The following is a 26996-nucleotide window of genomic DNA, read 5'->3' on the forward strand; positions in this document are numbered from 1 at the left end:
ACGCCGTTCGCGGCATGATCGCAAAGGCTTGGGGCAAAAGCCGCATCCGGGGTGAAGACATGGTGGCGCGGGTTCGCACGGTTGCTTTCCAAGGCATCGAGGCCGTGCCGGTCGACGTGCAGGTGATGATCGCGCCGGGCAAGGTCAACATGCACATCGTCGGGCTGGCCGACAAGGCTGTAGCCGAAAGCCGCGAGCGGGTGCAGGCAGCACTTCATGCATCCGGCCTGTCGATGCCGTCGAAGAAGGTCACCGTCAATCTGGCACCCGCCGACCTGCCGAAGGAAGGCAGCCACTACGATTTGCCGATCGCGCTCGGGCTGATGGCGGCGCTCGGCGCCATTCCGGGCGACATGCTGGCCGGCTATGTCGTGCTTGGTGAATTATCGCTCGACGGCACCATTGCCGCGGTGGCCGGCGCGCTGCCGGCGGCGATCGGCGCCAATGCCGAAGGCAAGGGCCTGATCTGCCCGTTCGCCTGCGGGCCGGAAGCGGCCTGGGCCGGCAAGGATTTCGACATATTGGCGCCGCGCAGCCTGATTGCCATCGCCAATCATTTTCGCGGCACGCAGGTTCTGTCACGGCCGGAAGCCGGCATCCATGCCGCGGCGCGCGACCTGCCCGACCTTGCCGACATCAAGGGCCAGGAGACCGCCAAGCGGGCGCTGGAGGTGGCGGCCGCCGGCGGCCACAATCTTTTGATGGTCGGGCCGCCGGGGTCGGGAAAGTCGATGCTGGCGCAGCGGCTGCCGTCGATCCTGCCGCCGCTGGCGCCCAGGGAATTGCTCGAAGTCTCGATGATCGCCTCGGTGGCCGGCGAGCTCGGGGAAGGAAAGCTCACCGACCGGCGGCCGTTCCGCGCGCCACATCATTCGGCTTCGATGGCGGCGATGGTCGGTGGCGGGTTGCGCGTGCGGCCGGGCGAGGCCTCGCTCGCCCATCACGGCGTGCTGTTCCTCGACGAGTTTCCCGAATTCTCGCCGCAGGCGCTCGATGCGCTGCGCCAGCCGCTGGAGACCGGCGACTGCATGATCGCGCGCGCCAATCATCGCGTCACCTATCCGGCGCGCATCCAGCTGGTCGCGGCGATGAACCCGTGCCGCTGCGGCATGGCCGGCGAGCCGGGCTATCGCTGCCTGCGCGGCGACCGCTGCCGCACCGACTACCAGGCGCGCATTTCCGGCCCGCTGCTCGATCGCATCGATCTCAGGATCGAGGTGCCGGCGGTCTCGGCCAGCGATCTGATCCGGCCGGACCGGGCGGAGAAGAGCGCAGCTGTGGCACTACGCGTCGCCCGCGCCCGTACGATCCAGCGTGAGCGTTTCGAACGGCTCGGCGCGACCTCCGCCACCACCAACGCGCATTGCTCGCCGTCGGTCATCGAGGAGATCGCCATGCCGGATGCCGCCGGCCTGTCGCTGCTGAGGGATGCCAGCGAAAAGCTCGGCTTTTCCGCACGAGCCTACCACCGCGTCTTGAAGGTGGCGCGGACACTGGCCGATCTTGAGGCCAGCGAGACGGTCGGCCGCATCCATCTGGCCGAGGCGATTTCCTACCGCATGAGTTCGGAGCGGATGGCACAAGCGGCGTGAGGGACGCTCCCCTCCCCCTTGAGGGGAGGGTGGCCGCGAAGCGGCCGGGTGGGGTCAGTGGTGGGACCCTCGGCCTTGCTGTATTTCGAAACCGATCCGCGTGCGGAGCGTTGCCGTGCTCTTCCCGAGGCGCATCGTCAGAATGGGCGTCAGCGCACTGCACCCAGGACCCCTCCCGGCCCTTCGGGCCACCCTCCCCTTGAGGGGAGGGGGACGCTGGCGACTATCGCTCCTGCCCTTTCGCCTTCAATTCCAACCTCCGCGCGTGCAGCACTGGCTCGGTGTAGCCGTTGGGCTGGACGCGGCCTTTGAAGACGAGATCGCAGGCGGCGAGGAAGGCGATGGACTTGTCGAATTCCGGTGCCATCGGCCGGTAGAGCGGATCGCCTTCATTCTGGCGGTCGACGATAGCCGCCATGCGCTTCATCGTCTCCATGACCTGCTCGGGCGTGCAGACGCGGTGATGCAGCCAGTTGGCGATGTGCTGAGAGGAGATGCGCAGCGTGGCGCGGTCCTCCATCAGGCCGACGTCGTTTATATCTGGTACTTTCGAACAGCCGACGCCCTGGTCGATCCAGCGCACGACATAGCCCAGAATCCCCTGCGCGTTGTTGTCGAGCTCCTTCTGGATGTCTTCCTGAGACCAGTTCGGCAGCCTTGCCACCGGTACCGACAGGATGTCGTCGAGCCTGGCCTTGGGCCGGCTCTTCAGAGCCTGCTGCACGGCGTGGACGTCGACCTTGTGGTAGTGCGTGGCATGCAGGGTTGCTGCCGTCGGCGACGGCACCCAGGCGGTGTTGGCGCCGGCCTTGGGGTGCGCGATTTTCTCGGCCAGCATTGCCGCCATCAGGTCGGGCATCGCCCACATGCCCTTGCCGATCTGGGCGCGGCCGGCCAGCCCGCATTCGAGGCCGGTATCGACGTTCCAGGCTTCGTAGGCGGCAATCCAGGCGGCCTGTTTCATGTCGCCCTTGCGGATCATCGGGCCGGCTTCCATCGAGGTGTGGATCTCATCGCCGGTGCGGTCGAGAAAGCCGGTGTTGATGAAGACGACGCGATCTTTCGCGGCGCGGATCGCCTCCTTGAGGTTGACGGTGGTGCGCCGCTCTTCGTCCATGATGCCCATCTTGATGGTGTTTTTCGCCATGCCGAGCAGCGCTTCGACGCGGTCGAAAATCTCGACCGCGAAGGCAACTTCGTCGGGCCCGTGCATCTTGGGCTTTACGATATACATTGAGCCGGCGCGAGAATTGGCGCGCCGCCCCTTCGGGCCGATGTCGTGCAGCGCGATCAGCACCGTCAGCGCCGCATCCATGATGCCTTCCGGCACCTCGTTGCCTTCGCGGTCTAATATCGCCGGATTGGTCATGAGGTGGCCGACATTCCTGACCAGCATCAGCGAGCGGCCGGACAAGGTCAGCGTGCCGCCATCCGGCGCGGTATAGGTGCGGTCGGGGTTGAGCCTGCGGACAAAGCTCTTGCCGGCCTTGGTGATCTCTTCCGCCAAGTCGCCCTTCATCAGGCCGAGCCAGTTGCGGTAGACCAGCACCTTGTCCTGCGCATCCACCGCGGCGACCGAATCCTCGCAGTCCTGGATGGTGGTCAGCGCCGATTCCAGCACGACATCGGCAATGCCGGCCGGATCGGTGCGGCCGATCTGGTTGTTGTGGTCGACAACGATTTCGATGTGCAGGCCGCTCTTGACCAGCAGGACGGCTTCGGGATTGGCGGCATCGCCGCGATAGCCGGCAAACTGCTTGAGGTCGGCAAGCGTGGTGGCGCCGGCACCCTCGCCGAGCCGCAACATGCCGTTGGCGACCGAAAGCCCGTTGACGCCGGCCCATTTGCCTGTGGTGAGCGGCGCCGCCTCGTCGAAGAAGCTTTTCACCCAGGCGACGACCTTGGCACCGCGCGCCGGATTGAATTTGTTGCCTCGCTCGGCGCCGTCCGTCTCCGGAATGGCATCGGTGCCGTAGAGCGCATCGTACAGCGAACCCCAGCGCGCATTGGCGGCGTTCAGCGCATAACGCGCGTTCATCACCGGCACCACCAGCTGCGGCCCGGCGACCGAAGCGATTTCAGGGTCGACATTTTCGGTGGTCACGCTGAACGCCGGCCCCTCGGGCAGGAGATAGCCGATCTCGCGGAGGAACGTCTTGTAGGCCTCCATGTCGACGGGCGCGCCATTGTCGCGGTACCAGCGGTCGAGCTTGTCCTGCATGGCGTCGCGCTTTTCGAGCAGCGCCCGATTTTTTGGCGAGAGATCATGGACGATGGCCGAAAAACCGTTCCAGAATGCCTCCGCCTCGATGCCGGTGCCCGGCAGCGCCTCGTTCACGACGAAATCATGAAGCTCGCGGGCAATCCGCAATCCGGCGATCTCGACGCGATCGGTCATCAGGGCTTCTCCAGACGAAGGCTAGGCCGGGCCTTTGACATGTCAGGGTGGCAGGGTCAATTCGGCTTAGGTGAAGGTAGGGCGTTTTCGCTGCCGATCTCCCCCCTCGAGGGGGAGATGGGCGCGAAGCGGCCAGAGGGGGTCGGTTCGACCGGGCTCGGCCTCCTGCGGCACAAGGAAGTCGCGCTTCATGCGAGGCGACCCCCTCTGTCGCCTTCGGCGACATCTCCCCCTCGAGGGGGGAGATTACGCGCTCACACCGCAATCCTTGGCCGTCCCGACGCGATCGCCACGACATGCGCCTCGATGAACATGCGCTGGCCCTCGACGGTCGAGACGCGGAACTCGCTTGCGATTTCGATCTCGGCGCTGTCGGTGCCGGCGTCCTTCGCGCGTCCAGCGGCAATCGCCCGCACATCTTTCTCCGCCGCCGCGATTGCCGCCGCCTCGTCGTTGAAGTCCCGCACGCTTTCGCCTGAGGCGACACGGAACAGCCCTTCCTTGGGCTGGCTGACCCGCGCCTCGGCCGAGACCCGGACCTGGCCGACGACGGCGCCGAGCGCATTCGCGACATCGGTATCCTCCGGCACCACGCATCGATTGCCGACCAGCTCAGCCAGCCCGGCATAGTGCAGCGGCGCCGAGGCGCCGAGGCCGATCACCGGACGGTCGAGCGCGACGCTGAGGCGGGCGATGCCTGGATGGGCGTCGACGGCACGCTGGACCAGCGCATGGGCGACGGTCGCCGCGCCATCCAGCCCATCCTCGGCGAAGGCGGTCTCGAGGATGACTTCGGCCGACAGGCGGGTCAGCGCGGTCAGCACCCGTTCCGAGATCGCCTCCGGCGAGGCGGCGATGAACTGGCCGCGGCCGTCGCGCCTGCGCGCGAACAGCTCGGCGCCGAGACGCGCCGCGGCCGCATCCCAATTGGCCTGCCTGCCCAGCACATGCGCGGCATCCGACGGCGTGAAGCCGGCGACATGCACCAGCCCGCGCGACACCAGCCGGTTCAAGGTGGCGTTCTGGGCATTCGAGGTCAGCAATCTGTCGAGAGCCTGCGGCACGGCACCGATCAGTTCGTAAAGCTTGGCTTCGGCACCGGTCAGTCCGGCCGCCAGCCGCTCCGGCACGCCGGTTCGAACCGCCAGGCGTCCGTCCATGCGACCAGGATTGGGAGCCCGCAGCTGGCGTTCCAGCTCTGATGCAACCGCCTCGCCATGTATCATGCCGGCCAGCGCCAGCGGCACCAGGCGGCGCGGCCCGAGCAGGATTTTCGGGTTGAGCACGCCGTCCTCCAGCGCCACTTCGGAATCGCCGCCCAGGCCAAAGGTGCGCATGGCGACCGCTTCGACCATGGTGCGGAAGCCGCCGACGGTGGCGCCTTCCGGATCGAGCCGCGGCCGACCCTTGTCGAGCACGGCGACGTCGGTGGTGGTGCCGCCGATGTCGGAGACCACGGCATCGTCGAGGCCGGTCATGTGGCGGGCGCCGACGAGGCTGGCGGCCGGGCCGGACAGGATCGTCTCGATCGGCCGCTGGCGGGCAAAGGCGGCCGAGACCAAAGCGCCGTCGCCGCGCACCACCATCAGCGGGGCGGCGATGTTGCGCGCGGCCAAAAAGCCTTCGGTTGCCGCGACCAGCCGGTCGATCATCGAGATCAGTCTGGCGTTGAGCAAGGTCGTCAGCGCCCGGCGCGGCCCGCCGAGCTTGGCCGACAGTTCGTGGCTGGCGGTGACCGGCAGGCCGGTTACGTCGCGGATCAGGTTCCGCGCGCTTAGCTCGTGCGCCGGATTGCGGGTGGCGAAATAGGCGCAGACTGCAAAGCCGGACACCGACTTTTCCCATTCCGGCAAAGCTGCCTCCAGCCCGGACAGATCGAGCTTTGCCGCATTGCCGTGGACATCGTGGCCGCCGGGGCAGAACACCACGGGATCGGTGCCAAGTGCGGCCTTCAGCCCGTCGCGGGCAAGGTCGCCCTCGGCAAAGCCGATCATCACCAGCGCGACCCGGCCGCCCTGGCCCTCGACCAGCGCGTTGGTGGCAAGCGTCGTCGACATCGACACCAGTTTTATCGCAGTCGGGTCGGTGCCGGCTTTTTGCAGCACCGCATCGACCGCGCCCGATATGCCGACGGCGAGATCGTGGCGCGTCGTCAGCGCCTTGGCCTTGGCCAGAACTTTGCCGCTTGGGCCACCGGCCTCCGACCACAGCACCGCGTCGGTGTAGGTGCCGCCGGTGTCGATGCCGAGGAACAGGGGTGAGGGTTTGGGCCTGGCGGTCATATTTGCGTCCGGAGAATTCGTCTCCGCCCCTTAGCGGATACCGGCCGATCGATAAAGCCGTGATGGCTGGGCCACGGGCGATGATCGTGGTGACGGCCAATCTCCCCCCTCGAGGGGGAGATAGCCGGCAGGCCAGAGGGGGTCGTCTCGCGTGGAGCCCCGGCATTCTCTGGCCGCCGCGTTGGCGTCAGGACGTACCGACCCCCTCTGTCGCCTTCGGCGACATCTCCCCCTCAAGGGGGGAGATCGCTAGGCTACCCCACAAACCCCACGCGCTTGTGCGAGCCATCGCAGAACGGCTTGTTGGCGGAGTGGCCGCAGCGGCAGAGGAAGGTGCGTTGCGTGCGGTCGACCGTGTGGCCGGTGCCGGTGACGATTTCGACATTGCCTTCGAGCTTGAGCGGGCCGTTGGGCGTCGGTGTGACGGTCAGCGGGCCATTCCGCACCTCCAGCGCCGGCGTGTCCTTCAGCGCCGGCTCGCCGGTGGCGGTGAAGCCCGATTTGGTGTGGCTGCCGTCGCAGAACGGCTTGTTTTCCGAGGCGCCGCAGCGGCAGAGCGTGGCGCGGTAAAACGTTTCGCCGCCCAACACGATCTCGGCATGGACGGCAAGCGGACCGTTTTCCCTTATGCGCACAATGTTGACCACCGGCGGCTGTTCCTGCGGCCCGCCATCCTTGCGAATATAGGTGATGGCGCCGGACGGGCAGGCTTCGGCGAGCGCCACGATCTTCTCGACGCTGGCCGCATCCGGATGGATCCACTGGCCGGGCGCATTGGGCACGAAGACATGCGGATCGCCGAGCACGCAGTTGCGCGAATGGATGCAACGTTTTCCCGAAAAGCCGATGTCGATCTTCTCGCCTTCGACCACTGCCATGGGTGGGTCTCCTGTCGGACTACGCTATGGCGACAGTCAGGACGACGTCAAGGCAGCATTCTCCCCTCGTGAGGGCCGACCTCGGGCGCGGCGGTAAGGGAATTCCCATTTTTTGCTCGCGGCACCACATTTTGTTCTTGCTTTGTGCCGGCAGCTATGCTACTAATTTGCGTATGGTGCTAATTGGCTCCAACGACCGCCTGCCGAGGCGGGTTTTTTGTTTCAGCTTTGAAATTCCGTTGCCGGCCTGCACTCGCGGGACGGCCCTCTCCCCCCTCGAGGCCCCTCGAGGGGGAGATGGCCGCGCAGCGGCCAGAGGGGGTCGGCACGACCGGACTCGGCCTGCTGCTGCAGAACAGGTTGGCGCTCTATGCGCGGCGACCCCCTCTGTCGCCTTTGGCGACATCTCCCCCTCAAGGAGGGAGATCTGCCACGTCACGGAACCAGATCGATTTCCTCGGTCTCGCCGCCACTGCAGGTGTAGCAGCAATCGTCGCACTTTTCCGTATTGCCGGGGCCGACGCCCCAATAGGTGTTCTCGTCGCCGTCGACCCAGGCGCCGTAGCAGATCGATTCGCCGTCACTGCAGGACAGCGGGATCGACTTGGTCTCGCCATCGTTGAGATAGTAATCCTGATTGTTGCCCGGCCAGACATGATCGCGGTCCTGGCTGTAGAGCTCGACGCGCATGGCGTTCGGATGGCTGTTCTTGATCTCGAAGGTGACATCGCCGGCATGCGCGACGGGCGCAAACAGCGTGACAATGAACAGCGACGCAGCGACGCGGCGCCCGAAAGCGTAGGACGACATGATGATTTCCCCCCGGAATGAAGCGGCCTGCCCGGCCGCGAGGGGGAACATGGCATGGCGGCGGGATGGGTGGAAGGGGGTGCGCCATTTGCACATCGCGAAAGCGCAGCGTTGCCAAGGAAGACCCCTCTCCGGTTTGTTTCGCAAACCACCTCTCCCCACTTCGTGGGGCGAGGAAATGCCAATCACCGAAGAAGACCTGGGTTGCTCGCCCCCACAAAGTGGGGAGCCGCGAAACGGCCGGAGAGGGGGCGGTCCGACCGGGCTCAACGCCCGGGCTTCAACAGCGTCCAGATCCAGCCAATGAATGTGAGCACCAGGAACGGATAGCCGGCGGCGGGCAAAGGCGACGAGGTGGGCAGCAAGGGCGCACCCCACAGGATCAGGCCCGCCGAGACGACGAACAGCACAGCCGCCACGACCGCAGTCAGCCGCATCCACAGCACGAAGGTTTTCGGCGCGCTGACCATGACCAGCGCCGCCGCCCAAAGCGAGATACCGCCGACATAGGAGGGCACGCTGGCCTCAAGCCCCGCCGCATTGCCGGAGAGCAGCAGGCTTTCGCCGGCGAGAAAGGTCAAAAATCCAGCCGCCACGCAGTCATTGCTCTGCCGCTGATATTTCATCGTCAGCAGCGCGGTCGCCACCACGAGCGCCACGCCGTCGATCGTCCAGAGCGTTTCGCGAAGCGGTGCGCTCCCGACGAAGGTGCCGGCGAGGCCCAGAGCGCCGCCGATGGCGAGGCCGATCGCGGCGACGATGTCCAAGGTGGAGCGCATTTCGGCGTCTCCCTAAAGCCGACACGAGGATACTTCAGGATAGGGCGTTCTCCAATGGCGGCAGCTGTCCCGACGGAGCGCGTCGGCCAGCGCGTATTTGATGGCGGCGGCTCGGTCAGCGCGAAGCTGCTCATCCCCGCGCCTTGCCGGAGGTGAGGCGGGCACGCACACCTGACCCCAAAGCACCAGCACGTCGCCGCCGCGCCGGTCGCGAAAGCCCTTGGCGTTGAGCTTCTCCTGGACGCAGGTGTCAAACGCCCCGCGCGCGAAGAACAGACCGAGTCCTAGGCAGCCACACACCAGCAAAGCTAGGAACAGTCCTTGCCCTGAACAGCTCGACCGCCACCGCCTGCTGCCGCTGTTCTTGACGAAGAGGCCACGTCGGCGGCGTGGACGGGGGTGGGGTGGGGTGGCGAGGAAAAGGACGCCTAATACGCAAAAGCCAAATGGTCTGGTACCTCCAGACCGAATGCCTTGTAAACGAATCGTATAGGTGTAAACGATTAGTAATTGCGTGCCACTCTCTGTCTCCAGCCGCAATAAGAAACCGACGAAAATCACTAGAGTGTGCCCGGCTAGACCCATGCACCATCTGGAATATGTTAATAATCAAAGCAGGAGCGGACGGCGTGGAACGCAGGGTATCAACTCAGGACATAACATGGTTTTTGGACCTTAATAGGTCCAAGCAACTCAATCTAGAGCCACCATATCAAAGACGCAGTGTATGGACGGCAAACGATCGACGGTTTTTCCTGGATACGATCTTCAGAAACTATCCATCGCCTGCGATTTTCCTTCACAAGGAGATCGGATCCAGTGGAACTGCGACATATCACGTTGTTGATGGCAAACAGCGACTACAGACGATTCTGCTCTTCACAGGTAACAAGATACGCGTTCCAGCTTCATTTGGCGATGAACGGCTCGATAACAAGCGCTGGAAGGACATTGCAGATCAAAGTGATCTCAAGCATCTCTTTTGGAACTACACCATAACTGTTGAAATGATTGACGTCAGAGATGGAGAGCTAGTGAACGCGGTTTTCGACCGCCTCAATAGGAATTCTCGAAAGCTCACGTCCCAAGAACTCCGCCATGCAAAGTACGACGGGTGGTTTATCACTAGGGCAGAAGCCGAAACCGAATCCGACCTCTGGAGAGTTCTAGGTGTGACAAGCCGCGCCCGCAGCAAGCGAATGATGGACGTGCAGTTCATGTCTGAGCTGATGGCTGTCGTAATCACGGGCGCGCCTCGAGGTTTTGATCAAGAATTTTTGGACGAGATTTACGCCGAGTATGATGACATTGCGGAACTCTCCGATTTTTCGGAGGATGATTTCTTGCAAAAGTTCAACAATACCAAAGACACCCTGGCCGCAATTGAGGCAGCCAATAAATCAATAAGTAAATGGGCGAAGGGTTTTGGACCTCTGTATACACTCTGGGGAGTTTTAGCATTGGCTGATGCGCTGCCCGAGATAACCGCTCTTGCCGCCGATTTTGACGCTTTCATGTCCAGGGTCCAGGAAATAGTCGAGCTGGCGCCCGGTGACGCGCCTCCAGATGGAGCGGAGTACCAGCTGGCAGCCACCTATCGCGAGAATTCGCGAGGTGCCAGCACAGAGGGTCCGCAAAGGCTTGCGCGACATAATGCTCTTAAGGAAGCGCTCAAAATCCAATGAAAATTCAGGCGTCGGTGCGCAAGATCTTTGACGATCAGTTCGAAATTAACAGCTTACTTATCTCGCACGTCGATAGCGCTATGCGAGGCCTGAAAGAGTCGAGATGGCACTATGAAAGTCGGCTAAAAGAACTTGAGAGCTTCGCTGTTAAGCTCGAGTCGGGAAGAGTGACAAATCCTCGTGCGCTAGAGGATTTCCTTGCTTGTACGTTGGTGGTGCCGACGACCGCTGATGTCAAAAGAGCGATTGCTTCCGTTCAGAAGCAATTTAATATTCGATATCGCCGTCCGAAAAAAGAGCTTGAGACAAACAAAGCTGCCGACAGTTTCCCTTTTGACGATGTTCGCCTTTACTGTGTTCGTTACAATGATGGTAGCTTGCCGCCGGAGCCTATCGACAATATTGTATTTGAGGTTCAGGTAAAAACATTTCTACAACACGCCTGGGGGATTGCGACCCATGATTTTAACTACAAAACGGATGTCGTAACATGGGGCAAAGACCGCGTTGTCGCTCACCTGAAAGCAGCGTTGGAACATGTCGAGTTATCCCTTCAGGAAGCAAATAACCTCGCATCGAGCTCCGTCGTCGCTTTAGTCAGCCCTAAAATTCGATCTATTGCTGATGTGATAGCTGTCTTGAAGAAGCATTGGAAAAGGCCCGATTTGCCGGATAACCTACGTGGGCTGGCCGAAACGATTCTCTTCGATTCTTAGCATTCTAGGAATTAACTCTGCCGATCTGGACGGCTTAATAGTCACTTTGAAGAAGAACAACAATGGTCTGCCATTGAACCTCTCCCCTTATGGAGTAGTTCTCTCGGCATTGTTTACGGCACACGCTCCGGCTTTAGATATCGCGCTATCGAACAGTTCTAAGCCGATGCTCTTGCTTACTCCGGAATTGCAGCTACCTGCCGGCTTTCCAAGCTCTCAGGCGGCGGCTAAGACAATCCGCCTCTGACTTGCGTTTTGGTGTCAAGCGTTAGTGCGTAAGCCTCTAGAACGGCTTTATCAAGATCACCTTCTATGGACAATGATTTCAAAAGGTGGGCAGGCTTTGGCAAAGGAAGTTGCCTGAGCAACTTCGTGCTAACACTTACCGTTCCAGATATTTGTCTATACATTTTGTCTACAGGATCACTGTTCAACAACTGCATTAGCATGGACAGCGGCACGTCGGTAGAGATACCCGCCTTCTTTGTTATAACTATGGTGTGGTTCTCTGTAACATAGCCGCCATATTTTTTGGCGACGCTCTCCTCAACCTCACCTACAATTAGCCTTCGCGTTTGCCGCCTATTTGTTGTGCGCTGCACAACCAAAGATGGTGTACGAATGATTGCCGAGCTTTCTGGATCGATGCGGACGAAGGACAGCGCCCCGTGAGGCGAAGCATTCCGTTCCCCCATCCGCACGTATTCATTCGCCTTGATATTCTTGGCCCATATCAACGGGACCTCACCCGGCTCTGGCTTCGTGCGGCCGGTGAGCTTTTCGCCATTTCGGTTCCAGACAAAAAAACCCGTTCTCACCAAGTATCCGTATTCCTCAAGGTTTGAAAGCCGAGAGTCGAAATAGAAGGCAGGTGCGCTAGGTTCGTCAAACCCCGGATTTGGTAAAGCCCAAACACCTTTCAGTTCAGGTGAGAATTGCGCCGCACCTTGGAGGCGTATTGCGCCTCCGATTTCTAATTCAAAGACCTGCGGCGGACCTAAATCGATCGCATCTCGCTGAATCTTCCGGCGCATATAGAGTATGCAGGCGTCTTGGATTACATCTAGAAAAGCTTCAGATCTCCTCTGAATAAGTTCGATGCGTAGAACATCGGCTTCACGCCGAATGAACATGCGTAAGTTAGAAAAGTAGGGGCCGCCGATAAAACTCGTTGGTATGATTAGTGCTATTAACCCTCCTGGCTTGGCTATCTTAATAGAAAGTGCCACAAAGAGAGCATACGTGTTAACATGCCCGTCGCTAATCACATCTGACCAGCGTTCGACAGTTTCGGCTTTGGCTCGAAAGACGCGACCATAAGGGGGGTTGCTCACTACCGCGTCGAATGACCGCGCTTTAGCCATCCCAAGCCTGAGCGCGTTTCCCCGCCTAACCACCTGTCCGGACACTGTCAATCTGTCGACGTTGAGCGTATCGGCAATTAGGGTCTCGGAGAGGCTCGCCAAACCTGGTTCAATTTCTACCCCGACAATTCTCTTTAGTATGCCTTCCGACGTTTGAAGTCCTATAGAATCTTTGGTCAGTTTATCCATGTGCTTTGCGAAAGGGACAAGAAATGCGGCTCCGCCACAGGCGGGATCAATCACACTATGTGAAAAAGGATTGAAGCCAAATTCTATAAGCTGCCTCACCACGTGATTAGAAATGGCTGGAGGAGTAAAGTAAGCTGAAAGCCGTCTCCTCCGTTTTGGAGGCATAAGTAGCGCGTAAAGCGCACCTACGATGTAGTGGCGCTCATCTTCATCGGCGCCCACGATTCTCTCGATAGTGTCGTAACTTAGCGATTCTGGAAAAATTCCTTCAAGAATGTCTCGGCATATGTTGAGACGTCGTAGAGAAACCTGGGGGTCTGAATCGCGAAGTGCCGCCGCCATTTGGCGAACGAAGCTGTGCCCATCGTTTGCCCGGCTGGTTGAGCTTTTCTGCTCCATCACGTCTCTGACCGAATAAGTGAAGCCAGGCTCAATCCCCCATCTTCAGCGCCTGGATAAACGCCTCCTGCGGGATATCCACTTTCCCGAACTGCCGCATCCGCTTCTTGCCCTCTTTCTGCTTGTCGAGCAGCTTGCGTTTGCGCGAGACGTCGCCGCCGTAGCATTTGGCGGTGACGTCCTTGCGCAGCGCCGAGATAGTCTCGCGGGCGATGACCTTGCCGCCGATCGCCGCCTGGATCGGGATCTTGAACAGATGATGCGGGATCAGCTCCTTCAGCTTCTCGCACATCTGGCGGCCGCGCTTTTCCGCCGCCGTGCGGTGGACAAGCATCGACAGCGCGTCGACCGGCTCCTCATTGACCAGGATCGACATTTTCACCAGGTCGCCTTCCTTGTAGTCGGTCAAATGATAGTCGAAGGAGGCGTAGCCCTTGGAGATCGACTTCAGCCGGTCGTAGAAGTCGAAGACGACCTCGTTGAGCGGCAGATCGTAGATCAGCATGGCGCGCTTGCCGACATAGGAGAGGTCGGCCTGAATGCCGCGCCGGTCCTGGCAGAGTTTCAGGATGCCGCCGAGATAGTCGTCGGGGGTGAGGATGGTGGCGCGGATCCACGGCTCCTCGATGGCCGATATCTTGACCACCTCGGGCATGTCGGCCGGATTGTGCAGTTCCTTGACCGTGCCGTCGTTCAACAGCAGGCGGTAGACGACCGAGGGTGCGGTGGCGATGAGGTCGAGGTTGAACTCGCGCTCCAGCCGCTCCTGGATGATTTCAAGATGCAAAAGGCCGAGGAAGCCGCAGCGATAGCCGAAGCCGAGCGCGGCGCTGGTTTCCATTTCAAAGGAGAAGGACGCGTCATTGAGGCGCAGTTTGCCGACCGCGGCGCGCAGGTCTTCGAAATCGGCGGCGTCGACCGGGAACAGGCCGCAGAACACCACCGGCTGCGCCGGCTTGAAGCCGGGCAGGGCTTGTGCCGTCGGGCGCTTGTCTTCGGTGATGGTGTCGCCGACGCGGGTGTCGGCAACCTCCTTGATCGAGCCGGTGAAGAAGCCGAACTCGCCGGGGCCGAGCTCGTCGACATTGATGCGGGCGGGCGTGAAGACGCCGGTGCGCTCGACCAGGTATCTGGCGCCGGTGCCCATCATGCGGATGGTCTGGCCCTTCTTCAGCACGCCGTCGATGATGCGCACCAGCACGATGACGCCGAGATAGGCGTCGTACCAGCTGTCGACCAGCATCGCCTTCAAGGGGGCCGCGATGTCGCCCTCGCGCGGCGGTGGCAGATCGTTGACGATCGCTTCGAGCACGTCGGGAATGCCCAGCCCGGTCTTGGCCGAGATCAGCACGGCGTTGGAGGCGTCGATGCCGATCACCTCCTCGACCTGCTCGCGGATGCGCTCGGGCTCGGCAGCGGGCAGGTCGACCTTGTTCAGCACCACGACGATCTCATGGTTGTTGTCGATCGCCTGGTAGACATTGGCCAGCGTCTGCGCCTCGACCCCTTGCGAGGCGTCGACGACCAGCAGCGAGCCCTCGCAGGCGGCAAGCGAGCGCGACACTTCATAAGCGAAGTCGACATGGCCGGGCGTGTCGATCAGGTTGAGGATATAATCCTCGCCATTGTTGGCGCGGTATTTCAACCGTACCGTCTGCGCCTTGATGGTGATGCCGCGCTCGCGCTCGATGTCCATCGAGTCCAGCACCTGCTCCTTCATGTCGCGCAGCTCCAGCCCGCCGGTCGACTGGATCAGCCGGTCGGCAAGCGTGGATTTGCCATGGTCGATATGGGCAACGATGGAGAAGTTGCGGATGTTCTTGATCGGCGTGGTCATGCGGCGCGCTTTAGCAGGGGCACGGTATATCGGCAAGCGGCGGGGCGCGGGTGCGGCGGCAAGGCGGCAAAGTCGTTAAACTTTGATCCATGAGATTAGAGCATAGTTTGCGCCCGGCGTGGTAGCCCACCGGTCTATCGCCGTTTCGGGGGGATCGGAATGCCGCTGTCAGCACGCAAATTTCTCAGATCGGTGAGCGGCTCGTTCGCGCCGATGCTCGCCATCCTGCTTATCCCGATGGTTGCCGCATTGGGCTTTTCCATCGACTATACCTCGGCGGTTTCAACCAGGGCATCGATGCAGAACGCCCTCGATGCAGCGTCGCTGTCGATCACGACGCTTGCGACGGACACCTCATTGGCGGACCGTCAGGTAAAACTGCAGGAGGTATACCTGGCCAATGGCGGGCAAGGCACGGCCAAGCTCGACAGCTTCGTCGTCGCCACCGACGGCGCCGCCAGCATCAAGGCTTCGGCCGGCTTTGCCATGCCGACGAATTTCATGCAGATCGCCAGGATCAACACGGTGCAGGTCGGCGTTGCGTCGGCAGTGACAAAGCGGCCGGCATTGGTGCAAGCCACGTTCAAGGTGACCAAGGTCTCGGGCTGGTGGGGCAAGACAATGACGCTCTACGGCACCAAATTCGGGGACACGGTGGCCAACAAGCTGATGAAGATCACCTACACATACAACGGTTATGGCGATCCGAAAGGCTATGGCACGGCGACCGTCTCCACCATCAACGGAGCGACGATCACTACGGTCCAGCAGCAGGTGTGTACGACCACCACGGTGCTCAGCTTTTATGGGCTGCCCAGCACCACGATCACCCAGACCGCTTCCAACGGCAAGAAATATGCGACCACCTGCGTCAACACCATGTACCCCGCGACCGGTGCCGGCGCGGTGATCGACGTCAGCCAGATGGACCAGCTCTACCTGCAGATGGATGTGCCGTCAGGCAATCCAACGGTGCTCAAATCGAACGATCCGGCGACATCGAACCGCCTCTACGCGGACGGCGTCGAGATCGCCAGTGGCCAAACGGTCGATATCTTTACATTGGTGCCGTGCGGCCAGACCAGCACACAAGCGTGGGAAGACGGGGGATCGCCGGTGCCGACATCTCCGACCATCACCGATTCCAACGCGGACTTTTTCTACACAGTAACCGGCAAGTGCGCCTTCAATCAGCGGGCATCGGAAACGCTGTTGACACAATAGGCCGCCGCAGCTGAGTGCGAGGGCATATCGGCCCGCTTAGGCTGCCCGTCCATCACACCGCCGCCCGGTCACACCGGGTGGCGTGTTGGTTGCGAGCGACCGTCTTCCCTTCGCCCCCTGTAGGAGAAGACGGCCGAGCAAAGCTCGGTCGGATGAGGGGTGTTCCAGGGGACGCCGACGCCTCATTTCTTCCAGCACCCCTCAACCGTCTCGGCGTTTCGCGCCGATCCACCTTCTCCCACAAGGGGAAGGGAGAGCTGCGAACGATCACGAAGCGGTGATGCTGTAACGAACCGTGTGTTGGCGGCGAAGTGTGGACATGGAACCGCACAGGAGAACAGCGATGACCGGATCGAGACGCAGCACAGCCCTGAAGGGGCTCGCCGCAATGCTGTTTTCGGCAACTGTGCTGTCGGCAACCGGCGCGGCCGCCGGCCAGACGCAGACCGTCGTCGAGCTGTTCACCAGCCAGGGCTGCTCGTCCTGCCCGCCGGCCAACGCCAATCTGATCAAGGTCAAGGACCGGCCCGGCGTGCTGGCGCTGTCCTTCAACGTCACCTACTGGGACTATCTCGGCTGGAAGGACACATTCGGCAAAGAAGAATTCACGCAGCGCCAGGTCCGCTATGAACCGTCGCTCGGCCGTTCCGGCCCGTTCACGCCGCAAGTGGTGGTCAACGGCAAGGCCGATGCGGTCGGCGCCAGGCCGGGCGAGATCGAGCAGCTGATTTCGAGCGGCGGCCACGCCGACGGACCTTCGCTGTCGCTCGCCGACGGGACGGTCAGCATCGGCGCCGGTCCGGTTCCCGGCGGCAAGGCCGACGTCTGGTTGGTGCGTTACGGCAAGGGCGTCGTCGAGGTGCCGGTGGCGCGCGGAGAAAACACCGGCCGCACGCTGCCGCACGCCAATGTCGTGCATTCGCTGACCAGGCTGGGCAATTGGACCGGCGACGCTACCGCGCTGCCGCTGCCGGCGACGACGGGCGGCCTTAGCACGGCGGTGCTGGTACAGGTGCCGGGCGGCGGGCCGATCCTTGCTGCCGCTACGAATTAGAAACCCGCGCGAAATTCCCCCAACGCGCAGCGGCGCCGCCGCATGCCGTCAACCCCTGCCAAACCCTAGGAGATCATCTTGACCAATCGCCCGACCCTGGCGGCACTCGCCTTCGCACTTTGCTCAACGGCGCTGTTCGCAGGAGGCGCGGCGCGGGCCGAAGATGCGATGAAGCCGGCGATGGCGACAAACGCTATGAAGCCGGCAACGGGCGCCATGAAGCCGGCAACGGATGCAATGAAGCCGGCCGGCGCCATGGCGGCTGACGCAATGGCCACGACCGCGATGAAGGCGACAGATCCGATGAAGGCCGACTGCATGAACAAGGCCGACGCCGAGACGGACGCCATGAAGAAGGCGGAGGCGACCAAGGCCTGCGATGCCATGGCTCCGGCCAAATAGGCGATGCGCACAGCAATGTGAGAGCCCGGCGGACCTATCCGTCGTATAATCCACACCACATCATGGGAGATCAGACATGACCGCAGCCGTGAAACGATCGTCGATTTTCGCAAAAGCAGCAGCTGCCGCGCTCATCCTCACGGCCGCCGCCGCCGTATTCTGGCAGACCCCGGCAGTCTCGGCCGAAGACGCGGTGGTGATCCCGCCGCCGGCAATGGACGAGAAGGCCACCGCCGGCACCGAAAAGGCGGTCTTCGCCGGCGGCTGCTTCTGGGGTGTGCAAGGCGTGTTCCAGCACGTCAAGGGTGTCACCAGCGCCGTCTCCGGCTATGCCGGCGGCGACAAGGACACGGCCGTCTATGAAATGGTCGGCACCAGCCGGACGGGCCATGCCGAATCCGTCGAGATCACCTACGAGCCGTCCAAGGTTACTTACGGCCAGCTGCTGCAGGTGTATTTCTCGGTGGCGCACAATCCGACGCAACTGAACTACCAGGGGCCGGACAGCGGCACACAGTACCGTTCGACGATCTTTGCCGAAAACGACACGCAGAAAAAGATCGCCGAAAGCTATATCGCCCAGCTCGACAAGGCCAAGGTGTTTCCTAAGCCGATCGTGACGACGCTGGAGACCGGCAAGAGCTTCTATCCGGCCGAGGACTACCACCAGGACTTTCTGACGCTCAACCCGACCTATCCCTATATCGTCTACAATGATTTGCCCAAGGTCGAGAATCTGAAGCGGCTGTTCCCCAACCTCTACAGCGAAAAGCCGGTGCTGGTGCTGGCCGCCAACAAGAGCTGAGCTTTTGCGCCGGCGGGCGCGACGGAGAATAAGCGTCGGCGATCCTTCGCACCCCCCTCTGTCCTGCCGGACATCTCCCCCGCAAGGGGGGAGATCGGCTATCACCTCGACCTTCGCCAAATCTCCAACGTTCAGGACGAGCGGAGCGCTGAAACTGCTAATCTCCCCCCTTGCGGGGGAGATGGCCGGCAGGCCAGAGGGGGGTGCTGTCCCGCCAACGTCTCGAAACTACCTCCCCTTTTTCCAGGGCAGGCTCCAGCGCACCTTCTCCAGCGTCGCCTTTGCCTCGGCCGAGTCCGGGTCGGGCTCTGTCTCGCGATAGTGTGCCGAGCCCTCAGGCGGGTAGGCAAGTGTGTTGTTGAGGGCGAATTTGTCGATCTGGCTGAAGTCGGGGAAAGGCAGATTTTGCGCCTCGCGCCAATCGCCGACCCTTTTCTCCGCGGCGATGCGTTTTTCGTCGTCGACCGGAAGGTCGGTGGCTCTGTATTCCAGTGACGAAGGGAAGGCGAACTGCGCGCCGGCATCATCCATGACGTTGATCATGGATAACAGGATGTCCTCGCGGACGGCTTGAAAATCGGCCACGTCGGCGGTTTTGATATAAGTGAACACGTCGATATCGAGCGAATAGGCGCCGAAGCCGGCAAAGCGCACGCGGCACGGCTCATCGATAACGCGCGGGTGGGCAATCAGCAGCTTGCGCAGCTCGGCCAGGACGTAACGCAGCTGATCGGGCGTCGTTTCGTAGCGCAGCTGCAGCGTCGTCGCGAACCGGGTGCGGTCGCGATGGGCGTAGTTCTCGATCTGCATGCCGGCGAAATCCGAGTTCGGCACCGAGATGATGGTGCGGTCGAGCGACCTGATGCGCGTCGAGCGCATGCCGATATGCTCGATCGTGCCGGACTGGTCGCCGAACTTGCAGAAGTCGCCGACGCTTACCGGCCGGTCGGCATAGAGCGTCAGGCCGGAGAGGAAGTTCTGCAGCGTCGGCTGCGCCGCCAGCGCCACCGCCAGACCGCCGATGCCGAGACCGGCGATGACGCCTTCGTAGGGGATGGCGAGCACTTCGGCCAACAGCAGGAAGGCGACGACCAGCACGGCGACGCGTGCGACGCCGGTGGACAGCGAAATCAGCGTGTCGTGATAGCCGGGCACTTGCCACAGTCCGCGATAGTGTTCGGCGACCTTGCCGATCAGACCACCGGCACGGCGCCGATCACGATCAGGCTCCAGGCGATTGCCTTGACCGGGGCGGCGACCACTTGCGGCAGACCGAGCGGGCGCAGCGTCAACAGCAGGAAGAAGCCAAGCACGATCGAGCGCACCGCCCATTCGACGATGCGGAAGAAGGCCGGGCTGTCCGTCCTTCGCACAAACAAGGAAATCAGCGCATTGGCGATGAAGCCGAAGACGATGCCGGCCAGTGCGGCAAGGCCGAGCATCCACCATTGCCAGTGCTCCATCGGGCCGGCGCGGGTGAGCAGGCCGGGGCTGATCTCGCGGGCGAGGCCACGGGCGATAAAGAACGGGTCGGTGCTGGCGAAGGCGGCGAATTCCGGCGCCACCGGCACGTCTTCGACGTCGGCGTAGAGCGCGCGGATGTGGGCGAGCGTCTCGGGCGTGAACTGCCAGATCTTGCGCTTGCCGGTGCCGTCGGGGTCAGTCTCGACCGGGCCGATGACGATGTTGCCGGCGGGATGCTCGAAATAGACGAAGGGGGTGTTGCTCTTCGGATCGTCGGGGATCTCCTGCCAATAGACGTAGCCGATGCGGTCGATGACCTTTTTGAGATAGCGCTCGAGCAGGAACGCCTCGTCGCCACGCACCGCCTGACTGTAGTTGCGCAGGTCGAGCGCCGCCTGTGCCGGATCGCCGGCTTCGGTGAGGCCGCTCAACAGCACCTTGAACGTATCGCGCGGCGAGGCGAGCCTGCTCGGATCGTCGACCATGTCTACGGCTTCGCCACGCGCTTCCTGGAATTCGGCGAGCTTGGCCTGAAGCTGGCCAAGTGGCGGCCCGACGATGAACCAGTCGCCATTCTTGCGGCGAAAAGTGACGGCGAAGGAGACCCTGGTGCCGTATTGCGGCAGCGTCGCCGTCACCTCGTCGCTGGAAATAATGTCATGCGGCAGGCTCCACAGACGGAACGTCGCGTTGTCGATGACGGTGAACAGCAGCTTGGTGTAATCGGGCATGTTGAGGCCGCCGCGGTCGGCCTCGGTGACGTCGACGAGACCCGCCGCCAGACCGGCAAGACCCATGCCGCCGCCGGTGGCGCGCGGCACGTTGTCGGCGCCGCTCTCGTTCATCGTCTGCAGGAACGAGCGCATGGTGCTCATCGGGCTCGACTGGTCGACACGCACGTCCTCGACGGCGCTGACGCGCACACCTGTCCACCATTCGGCGGTGGCGGCATCGAAGCGGCCCATGAAGCTGCCGCCGTCAGGCGATTGGACGAAGGTGAAGGCGCCCTGGCGGTCGCCTTCGAACCAGTGGCCGACAAGCTTGTCGCCTTCGGCCTTTGCCTCGATACGGCCGTTATAAAGCGGGTACACGCCCTTTACGTCGGCGCCGGTCTGCTCGAACTTGATCTGGGCGCCGCCGCCGCGCCATTTCGTGTCCCACACGCCCGTCCAGTTGGCCGCGTCCTGGGCATGCGCCTGCGGCATGGCCGGCAGCAGGCCGGCAAGCGCGAGTGCGCCGATCAGCGCGACTGTCCGGATCAGCAAAAGCAACAGCCGATCCTGTCCTGCCGCAGAAAAGGGGTTCATTCTGTTGCCCTTCTTCTTGCCGGCGATTCTGCTGGGCCGGCCAGAGAAGGTTATTCCGCTTGAAGATGAATATTCTGTTTCAGGCGGCGACGGCGATGCCGGTCAGTCATAGGTCAGATCCGTCGCCTTGCCACCGAACACGCGGTAGGCAAAGAACGAATAGAAGATGATGATCGGCAGCACGACGGCCGTGCCGACCAGGATGACGGCCAGGCTTTCGGGTGCCGAAGCAGCCTGCCAGATGGTCAGCCGGTCGGGCACCACGAAGGGGTAGAAAGACCAGGCGAGGCCGGCAAAGCCGAGCGTGAAGATCGCGGCCAATGTCAGGAACGGGAGCAGCGCGTGGCGGTCGCCGGGTTTCGGCATATGGAAGGTCTGGCGCCACAGCCACAGGAACAGCACTGCCGACAGGATCGGCAGCGGCGACAAATAGAGCATGGCCGGCCAGACGAACCATTTGTCGAAGATGCGCGCGCTGGCAAAGGGCGTGGCCAGCGATACCGCGACCATGCCGAGCGCGGTCAGCACCAGCGCCGTGCGCAGCCACAGCACCGCCTTCTTCTGCAGATCGCCTTCCGTCTTGTAGATGACCCAGGCCGCGCCCATCGCCGCGTAGGCCGCGGCAAGGCAGAGCGCCACCAGCGCGCCGAACGCCATGCCGCCAGGGCCGACGTCGAGGCCGAGCACATAGACGCCGAGCATATAGCCCTGCGCCAGCGACGCGATGACCGAGCCGAGGAAGAAGATGCGGTTCCAGCGGTGCTTCCTGCCGGCCGGCACCTTGGCGCGGAAATCGAAGGCGACGCCGCGCAGGATCAAGCCGACCAGCAGTACGAAAACCGGAATGTAGAGCGCGGTCAGGATGGTGCCGTGCGCCAGCGGGAAGGCGACCAGCAGCAGGCCGACCGCCAGCACCAGCCAGGTCTCGTTGGCGTCCCAGAACGGGCCGATGGCGGCGATCATCGTATCCTGTTCGGTGCCTTCGGCTGCGGCGAACAGGATGCCGATGCCGAGATCGAAGCCGTCGAGGATGACGTAGATCAGGATGGCGAGGCCCATCAGCCCGGCGAAGATCAGAGGCAGCAGGGTCGGCCAGTCGAAGCTCATGATGTTTCTCCTGGTTGCGCAACCGGCTGCGACAGCGGCCTGTTCATGACGCCCGGCAGCGGCGAGGTGTCTCCATCCTTCGCCGCCTTCAATGCCAGATGCACCAACACGCTGAGATAGGCGACCAAGAGCAGCACGTAGAGGATGAGGTAGACCGCGAGCGACAGCGCGACATGGCTGCCGGCGACCGGCCCGACAGCATCGGCGGTACGCAGCACGCCGGTGACCAGCCAGGGCTGGCGGCCGATCTCAGTGGTGTACCAGCCGGCCAGCGTCGCCAGCCAGCCGGACAGCGCCATAGGCACCATGACGAGCGCCAGCGGCTTGGGCAGGCTGTGGCGGCGCTTGAGGAAGAAGGCCGCCGACCAGGAGACGGCGAGCATAAGGAGGCCGGTGCCGACCATGATGCGAAAGCCCCAGAACACCGGAAATACCGGCGGATGGTTGCCGGCATAATCGTTCAGCCCCGGCACGACGCCGCCGGCGCTGTGCCTGAGGATGAGGCTGGCGCCGTCGGGAATGGTGAGCTCGAACCTGTTCTCGCTCGCCGCTTCATCGGGAAGCGCAAACAGCACCAGCGGCACGTTGGGACCGGTGTTCCAGTTGGCCTCCATGGCGGCGATCTTCTGCGGCTGGTGTTCGAGCGTGTTGAGGCCGTGCTGGTCGCCGGCGAAGATCTGGATCGGGATCAGGATCGCGGCGGTGAAGACGCCGGTGCGCAGCGCCTTCCACATCGATTCCGAACGATCGCCGTAGAGATAGCGCAGCGCCGACAGGCCGGCGATCAGGAACGAGACGGTCAGCCCCGAAGCAAGCAGCATATGGACGAGCCGGTAGGGCATGGACGGATTGAAGACAACGGCCCACCAGTCGGTGGCGTGCGCTACACCATCGCGCATCTCGAAGCCGGCCGGCGTCTGCATCCACGAATTGAGTGCTATGATCCAGAAGGCGGACAAGGTGGTGCCGCCGGCCACCAGCACCGTCGCCAGCGTATGGACGCGGTTCGAGACGCGGCGGAAGCCGAACAGCATGATGCCGAGGAACGCCGCCTCGAGGAAAAAGGCGGTCAGGATCTCGTAGGCCAGTAGCGGGCCGGCAATGTTGCCGACCGTCTCCATATAGCTCGGCCAGTTGGTGCCGAACTGAAAGCTCATGGTGACGCCGGAAACCACGCCCATGGCGAAGGACAGCGCGAATACCTTAACCCAGGTGAAATAAGCGCGCATCCAGGCCGAATCGCCTGTCGCGTTGTAGCGGAGCTTGAAGAACAGCAGCACCCAGCCGAGCGCGATGGTGATCGCCGGGAACAGGATGTGGAACGAGATGTTCGCGCCGAACTGAATGCGCGACAGAATGAGCGGGTCCATGGCGGCTCCGGCTGCTGCTTGTTTGTACAAGGATAGGCTTGATGCACCGCACGGTCAAAGCGGCGTCCCGCCGCGAGGCGGAACGCCGCAGTGCCGGTGAATGTGTTTTTGCGTGGATTTGGCTGGACGGACCTGGCAGGTGTCGCCTATTCCGGCGAACCTCGATGTCCAGAACTGTCAGGAGCGGCATTGACATCCGGGTTTGCGAACCGACATTCAGCGGATTAAATCAACACCTCTGTTTCAAGCAGCCGTTTTCAGCCATGCAGCCGATCATCTCGATTTCCGGGGTCACCAAGACCTACGCCACCGGCTTCAAGGCGCTGAAGGAGATCAATCTCGATATAGTGCGCGGCGAGATCTTTGCGCTGCTCGGTCCGAACGGCGCCGGCAAGACGACGCTGATCTCGATCGTCTGCGGCATCGTCAACCGTTCGTCGGGTTCCGTCACCGTCGACGGCCATGACATCAACCGCGACTACCGCGCGGCGCGCAGCCTGATCGGGCTGGTTCCGCAGGAACTGACCATCGACGCCTTCGAGAGCGTGTGGGCGACGGTCAATTATAGCCGCGGCCTGTTCGGCAAACCGGCGGACAAGGCGTTCGTCGAAAAAGTGCTGCGCGACCTGTCGCTCTGGGACAAGAAGGACGCCAAGGCGATCACGCTGTCCGGCGGCATGAAGCGCCGGCTGATGATTGCCAAGGCGTTGTCGCACGAGCCGCGCATCCTGTTCCTCGACGAACCGACGGCAGGCGTCGATGTCGAGCTGCGCCAGGACATGTGGGCTATGGTGCGCAGGCTGCGCGAAGACGGCGTCACCATCATCCTGACCACGCACTACATCGAAGAAGCGGAGGCGATGGCCGACCGCGTCGGCGTCATCAACCGCGGCGAGATCGTGCTGGTCGAGGACAAGGCCGAGCTGATGCGCAAGCTCGGCCGCAAGCGGCTTGTGCTGGAACTGCGCAGTCCCCTGGCCACCGTTCCCGACGCCTTTTCGCGCTACGCGCTGGAGCTTTCGCCGGATGGCGGGCAGCTGACCTATACTTATGACAACCAGAGCGAACGGCCGGGCGTCGCCTCGTTGATCCGCGAGCTCGAGGCGGCCGGCATCCAGTTCCGCGACATCGATACGGAAAACAGCTCGCTTGAGGAGATCTTCGTCAATCTGGTGAGGAAACCGGCATGAACCCGCGCGCGGTCATGAATCTTCATGCGGTATGGGCGATCTATCGGGTGGAGATGGCGCGCGCCCTTCGCACGGTGCTGCAGAGCATTGTTTCGCCGGTCATTTCCACCTCGCTCTATTTCGTCGTTTTCGGCTCGGCCATCGGCTCGCGCATCACCGAGATCGACGGCATCAGCTACGGCGCCTTCATCGTGCCGGGGCTGATCATGCTGTCGCTGCTGACGCAGTCGATCTCCAACGCTTCTTTCGCCATCTATTTTCCGAAATTCGTCGGCTCGATCTACGAATTGCTGTCGGCGCCTGTGTCCTATCTGGAGATCGTCATCGCCTATGTCGGGGGTGCGGCGACAAAGTCGATCGTGCTTGGCCTGATCATCCTGGCGACGGCCTCGCTGTTCGTGCCGCTTCACATCGAGCATCCGTTCTGGATGCTCGCCTTCCTGGTGCTGACGGCGGTGACCTTCAGCCTGTTCGGCTTCATCATCGGCATCTGGGCGAAGAGCTTCGAGCAGCTGCAGCTGGTGCCGCTGCTGATCATCACGCCGCTGACCTTCCTCGGCGGCAGCTTCTATTCGATCAACATGCTGCCGGGCATCTGGCGCACGGTGACGCTGTTCAACCCGGTCGTCTACCTGGTCAGTGGCTTCCGCTGGAGCTTCTACGGCAAATCCGACGTTTCGGTCGGCGTCAGCCTCGGCATGACGGTTGTTTTCCTGCTCGTCTGCATAGCAATCGTCGCCTGGATCTTCAGGACCGGCTACCGGCTGCGCAACTGATCGACTGGCCTGCCAGGCAAAGCAGCCTTATCAGTCAACGGAAACAGCGCTGAGTGCAGCCCTTGCGACGATGCCCTTGATCTTCATGTTTTGTTATATATCATGTTATTGTTTTTCGCGAGACGGACTGGTTTATGGAAGACATCATACGATCGCTTGGCTTCTTGTGCCTGGGCAGCAGGATGAAGCGTATAGGCGAGCAACTGCAAGCGGAGGCGCAGCGCCTGCTCGACCGGCTGGATGTCCCGGTTCAGGCGAGCCCAGTACCCGCTGCTGGCCGCGCTCGACAGGCTGGGCCCGCTGCCTGTCGGGGAACTGGCGCAATCGCTTGGCATCGCGCAGCCAGGTGTAACGCGAAGCGTCTCGCTTCTGGCCGGATTGGGATTGCTCGAGGTTAGTCCGTCGACCGATGACCAGCGGCGCAGGATTGTCGCCCTCACTCGGGACGGCCAGCGGCTGGTCGATGTCGCAAAGCGCGAGGTCTGGCCGCGCATCGAAAACGCCGTTGCGGATTTGTGCGCGGATCTTTCGGGGCCGCTTCTTGAGCAGCTGACCGCCATCGAAGATGGCCTAGCCGCGGCCCCTCTCGACCGTCGAGTGAAAAATCCGGAGGCCGCGGCGTGATGAGACACCTGCTCGACCGCCCTATCTGGAGCGCGCTTCAGACGCGACATCGGGCGTTCGCGCAAGGTAATGACCTCGCCAGGCGGTATCGGCCGTCGATCGTTCCATTCGCCGCCACTGGCGCCGACGACGCGGAAAGCCTGCGGGCGCTCGAACAGCTTGTCTCCGCGGGCGAGAGTGTCATCCTGCTTCAGTCGGACGCCATTGCTCTGCCCGCGGGGCTTTGTGCGACTTCGACCGCAGCCGGGGTTCAAATGATTGCCGAGCGGCCGTTGCAAACCGTGTCTGACAAACGTGTGCAACGTCTGACCCGAGACGATGCAGCTGAGATGCTCGCCCTGGCATTGCTCACCAAGCCTGGCCCATTCACGCTCGAAGCCCTGAGCCTGGGCGATTTTTGTGGCGTTAAAATCGAGGGCAGACTTGTGGCAATGGCCGGCGAGCGCATGAAGCAACCTGGCTATACCGAACTCAGCGGGGTGTGCTCACATCCGGAATTTCGCGGCGGTGGCCTAGGCAAGCTGCTGTCCCTGTTCGTGGCAAACCGGATAGTGGCGCGCGGCGAAGTTCCCTATCTCCATGCCTATGCCAGCAACGCCACGGCCATCAGACTATACGAGTCCATTGGCTTCAGGTTGCGAAGCACAATGAATGTGGCCGTGGTTCAGCGCACCGAATGATTAGTCGGCGCATGATGCGCAGCATGGATGCATCCCGTATCAGGAAAGGAAGGATTTCGTATGG

Annotated in this window: 21 protein-coding genes and 1 pseudogene; 11 read left to right on the forward strand and 11 right to left on the reverse strand. The window is 62.3% G+C overall.

From position 1 onward, the window contains the following. Positions 1-59 precede the first annotated feature (59 nt). Positions 60-1592, forward strand: a complete 1533-nt coding sequence (locus NKJ12_RS02070) for a YifB family Mg chelatase-like AAA ATPase (protein ID WP_352686193.1) — start codon at positions 60-62, stop codon at positions 1590-1592. A 223-nt stretch (positions 1593-1815) separates the two neighbouring features. Here NKJ12_RS02070 and NKJ12_RS02075 read toward each other — a convergent pair whose 3' ends face one another. The 5 genes from NKJ12_RS02075 to NKJ12_RS02095 form a co-directional block, all read right to left on the reverse strand. Further along, on the reverse strand, positions 1816-3990 hold the full coding sequence (locus tag NKJ12_RS02075; protein ID WP_352691908.1) for a malate synthase G: 2175 nt from the start codon (positions 3988-3990) through the stop codon (positions 1816-1818). Between the two features lie 254 nt (positions 3991-4244). Continuing rightward, positions 4245-6272 (reverse strand): hydantoinase/oxoprolinase N-terminal domain-containing protein, encoded by a 2028-nt coding sequence (locus tag NKJ12_RS02080; protein WP_352691906.1) that lies wholly within the window; start codon positions 6270-6272, stop codon positions 4245-4247. A gap of 254 nt (positions 6273-6526) precedes the next feature. Next, positions 6527-7150: a CDGSH iron-sulfur domain-containing protein gene (locus tag NKJ12_RS02085; protein WP_352701108.1), complete on the reverse strand. Its 624-nt coding sequence runs from the start codon at positions 7148-7150 to the stop codon at positions 6527-6529. A gap of 435 nt (positions 7151-7585) precedes the next feature. Then, complete coding sequence (locus tag NKJ12_RS02090; protein ID WP_352614221.1) at positions 7586-7960, reverse strand: hypothetical protein; 375 nt, start codon at positions 7958-7960, stop codon at positions 7586-7588. 266 nt (positions 7961-8226) lie between these two features. Continuing rightward, the gene (locus NKJ12_RS02095; RefSeq protein WP_352701110.1) at positions 8227-8739 is read right to left on the reverse strand and encodes a hypothetical protein; all 513 of its coding nucleotides are present in this window, start codon (positions 8737-8739) and stop codon (positions 8227-8229) included. A 629-nt stretch (positions 8740-9368) separates the two neighbouring features. Here NKJ12_RS02095 and NKJ12_RS02100 point away from each other — a divergent pair. Together NKJ12_RS02100 and NKJ12_RS02105 are read left to right on the forward strand one after the other, a co-directional pair. Further along, positions 9369-10424: a DUF262 domain-containing protein gene (locus tag NKJ12_RS02100; protein WP_352701111.1), complete on the forward strand. Its 1056-nt coding sequence runs from the start codon at positions 9369-9371 to the stop codon at positions 10422-10424. Next, positions 10421-11140: a RelA/SpoT-related domain-containing protein gene (locus NKJ12_RS02105; protein WP_352701112.1), complete on the forward strand. Its 720-nt coding sequence runs from the start codon at positions 10421-10423 to the stop codon at positions 11138-11140. Before NKJ12_RS02100 ends, NKJ12_RS02105 begins: the two co-directional genes overlap by 4 nt. A 227-nt stretch (positions 11141-11367) precedes the next feature. Here NKJ12_RS02105 and NKJ12_RS02110 read toward each other — a convergent pair whose 3' ends face one another. Then, positions 11368-13092, reverse strand: coding sequence for an HsdM family class I SAM-dependent methyltransferase (locus NKJ12_RS02110; RefSeq protein ID WP_352701113.1), 1725 nt, complete (start codon positions 13090-13092; stop codon positions 11368-11370). Positions 13093-13123: 31 nt separating this feature from the next. Then, positions 13124-14929: a translation elongation factor 4 gene (gene lepA, locus NKJ12_RS02115; RefSeq protein WP_352701114.1), complete on the reverse strand. Its 1806-nt coding sequence runs from the start codon at positions 14927-14929 to the stop codon at positions 13124-13126. A gap of 159 nt (positions 14930-15088) precedes the next feature. Between lepA and NKJ12_RS02120 the strand changes: the two genes are divergently transcribed. The 4 genes from NKJ12_RS02120 to msrA all read left to right on the forward strand — a co-directional run bounded on the left by NKJ12_RS02120 (position 15089) and on the right by msrA (position 18414). Continuing rightward, complete coding sequence (locus NKJ12_RS02120; protein ID WP_352691878.1) at positions 15089-16153, forward strand: TadE/TadG family type IV pilus assembly protein; 1065 nt, start codon at positions 15089-15091, stop codon at positions 16151-16153. 343 nt (positions 16154-16496) lie between these two features. Continuing rightward, positions 16497-17207, forward strand: a complete 711-nt coding sequence (locus tag NKJ12_RS02125; RefSeq protein WP_352509387.1) for a DUF1223 domain-containing protein — start codon at positions 16497-16499, stop codon at positions 17205-17207. Between the two features lie 78 nt (positions 17208-17285). Beyond that, positions 17286-17609, forward strand: a complete 324-nt coding sequence (locus NKJ12_RS02130) for a hypothetical protein (RefSeq protein ID WP_502904048.1) — start codon at positions 17286-17288, stop codon at positions 17607-17609. A 76-nt stretch (positions 17610-17685) separates the two neighbouring features. Beyond that, a complete protein-coding gene (msrA, locus tag NKJ12_RS02135; RefSeq protein ID WP_352476876.1) occupies positions 17686-18414 on the forward strand; it encodes a peptide-methionine (S)-S-oxide reductase MsrA in 729 nt (242 codons plus the stop codon). 228 nt (positions 18415-18642) lie between these two features. Here msrA and NKJ12_RS02140 read toward each other — a convergent pair whose 3' ends face one another. From NKJ12_RS02140 to NKJ12_RS02155, 4 genes are all read right to left on the reverse strand, one after another. Continuing rightward, on the reverse strand, positions 18643-19569 hold the full coding sequence (locus NKJ12_RS02140; protein ID WP_352701115.1) for a mechanosensitive ion channel family protein: 927 nt from the start codon (positions 19567-19569) through the stop codon (positions 18643-18645). A 38-nt stretch (positions 19570-19607) separates the two neighbouring features. Further along, positions 19608-21149 carry a hypothetical protein gene (locus tag NKJ12_RS02145; protein WP_352701116.1) on the reverse strand — a complete coding sequence of 514 codons (1542 nt, stop codon included), beginning with the start codon at positions 21147-21149 and terminating at the stop codon, positions 19608-19610. A gap of 138 nt (positions 21150-21287) precedes the next feature. Further along, a complete protein-coding gene (locus tag NKJ12_RS02150) occupies positions 21288-22292 on the reverse strand; it encodes a cytochrome d ubiquinol oxidase subunit II (RefSeq protein ID WP_352509391.1) in 1005 nt (334 codons plus the stop codon). Beyond that, positions 22289-23662, reverse strand: coding sequence for a cytochrome ubiquinol oxidase subunit I (locus tag NKJ12_RS02155; RefSeq protein WP_352701117.1), 1374 nt, complete (start codon positions 23660-23662; stop codon positions 22289-22291). Before NKJ12_RS02155 ends, NKJ12_RS02150 begins: the two co-directional genes overlap by 4 nt. 263 nt (positions 23663-23925) lie before the next feature. On the opposite strand from NKJ12_RS02155, the gene NKJ12_RS02160 reads away from it, so the two are divergent. From NKJ12_RS02160 to NKJ12_RS02175, 4 genes and pseudogenes are all read left to right on the forward strand, one after another. After that, on the forward strand, positions 23926-24852 hold the full coding sequence (locus NKJ12_RS02160) for an ABC transporter ATP-binding protein (protein WP_352509392.1): 927 nt from the start codon (positions 23926-23928) through the stop codon (positions 24850-24852). Positions 24853-24866: 14 nt separating this feature from the next. Beyond that, positions 24867-25628, forward strand: coding sequence for an ABC transporter permease (locus NKJ12_RS02165; RefSeq protein ID WP_352509411.1), 762 nt, complete (start codon positions 24867-24869; stop codon positions 25626-25628). A 134-nt stretch (positions 25629-25762) separates the two neighbouring features. Further along, positions 25763-26252 (forward strand): annotated as a pseudogene (locus tag NKJ12_RS02170) (MarR family winged helix-turn-helix transcriptional regulator). Continuing rightward, positions 26252-26932 carry a GNAT family N-acetyltransferase gene (locus NKJ12_RS02175; RefSeq protein WP_352701118.1) on the forward strand — a complete coding sequence of 227 codons (681 nt, stop codon included), beginning with the start codon at positions 26252-26254 and terminating at the stop codon, positions 26930-26932. Before NKJ12_RS02170 ends, NKJ12_RS02175 begins: the two are co-directional and overlap by 1 nt. Positions 26933-26996 lie beyond the last annotated feature (64 nt).

Origin of the sequence: Mesorhizobium sp. M0195 (assembly GCF_040322115.1) — a bacterium.
Classification (GTDB): domain Bacteria; phylum Pseudomonadota; class Alphaproteobacteria; order Rhizobiales; family Rhizobiaceae; genus Mesorhizobium.

Coding starts and splice junctions, on each gene's coding strand:
- NKJ12_RS02150 (WP_352509391.1), bottom strand. CDS start 22,292: ATGAGCTTCGACTGGCCGACCCTGCTGCCTCTGATCTTCGCCGGGCTG.
- NKJ12_RS02090 (WP_352614221.1), bottom strand. CDS start 7,960: ATGTCGTCCTACGCTTTCGGGCGCCGCGTCGCTGCGTCGCTGTTCATT.
- msrA (WP_352476876.1), top strand. CDS start 17,686: ATGACCGCAGCCGTGAAACGATCGTCGATTTTCGCAAAAGCAGCAGCT.
- NKJ12_RS02080 (WP_352691906.1), bottom strand. CDS start 6,272: ATGACCGCCAGGCCCAAACCCTCACCCCTGTTCCTCGGCATCGACACC.
- NKJ12_RS02105 (WP_352701112.1), top strand. CDS start 10,421: ATGAAAATTCAGGCGTCGGTGCGCAAGATCTTTGACGATCAGTTCGAA.
- NKJ12_RS02120 (WP_352691878.1), top strand. CDS start 15,089: ATGCCGCTGTCAGCACGCAAATTTCTCAGATCGGTGAGCGGCTCGTTC.
- lepA (WP_352701114.1), bottom strand. CDS start 14,929: ATGACCACGCCGATCAAGAACATCCGCAACTTCTCCATCGTTGCCCAT.
- NKJ12_RS02110 (WP_352701113.1), bottom strand. CDS start 13,092: ATGGAGCAGAAAAGCTCAACCAGCCGGGCAAACGATGGGCACAGCTTC.
- NKJ12_RS02175 (WP_352701118.1), top strand. CDS start 26,252: ATGAGACACCTGCTCGACCGCCCTATCTGGAGCGCGCTTCAGACGCGA.
- NKJ12_RS02085 (WP_352701108.1), bottom strand. CDS start 7,150: ATGGCAGTGGTCGAAGGCGAGAAGATCGACATCGGCTTTTCGGGAAAA.
- NKJ12_RS02160 (WP_352509392.1), top strand. CDS start 23,926: ATGCAGCCGATCATCTCGATTTCCGGGGTCACCAAGACCTACGCCACC.
- NKJ12_RS02095 (WP_352701110.1), bottom strand. CDS start 8,739: ATGCGCTCCACCTTGGACATCGTCGCCGCGATCGGCCTCGCCATCGGC.
- NKJ12_RS02165 (WP_352509411.1), top strand. CDS start 24,867: ATGAATCTTCATGCGGTATGGGCGATCTATCGGGTGGAGATGGCGCGC.
- NKJ12_RS02070 (WP_352686193.1), top strand. CDS start 60: ATGGTGGCGCGGGTTCGCACGGTTGCTTTCCAAGGCATCGAGGCCGTG.
- NKJ12_RS02125 (WP_352509387.1), top strand. CDS start 16,497: ATGACCGGATCGAGACGCAGCACAGCCCTGAAGGGGCTCGCCGCAATG.
- NKJ12_RS02075 (WP_352691908.1), bottom strand. CDS start 3,990: ATGACCGATCGCGTCGAGATCGCCGGATTGCGGATTGCCCGCGAGCTT.
- NKJ12_RS02155 (WP_352701117.1), bottom strand. CDS start 23,662: ATGGACCCGCTCATTCTGTCGCGCATTCAGTTCGGCGCGAACATCTCG.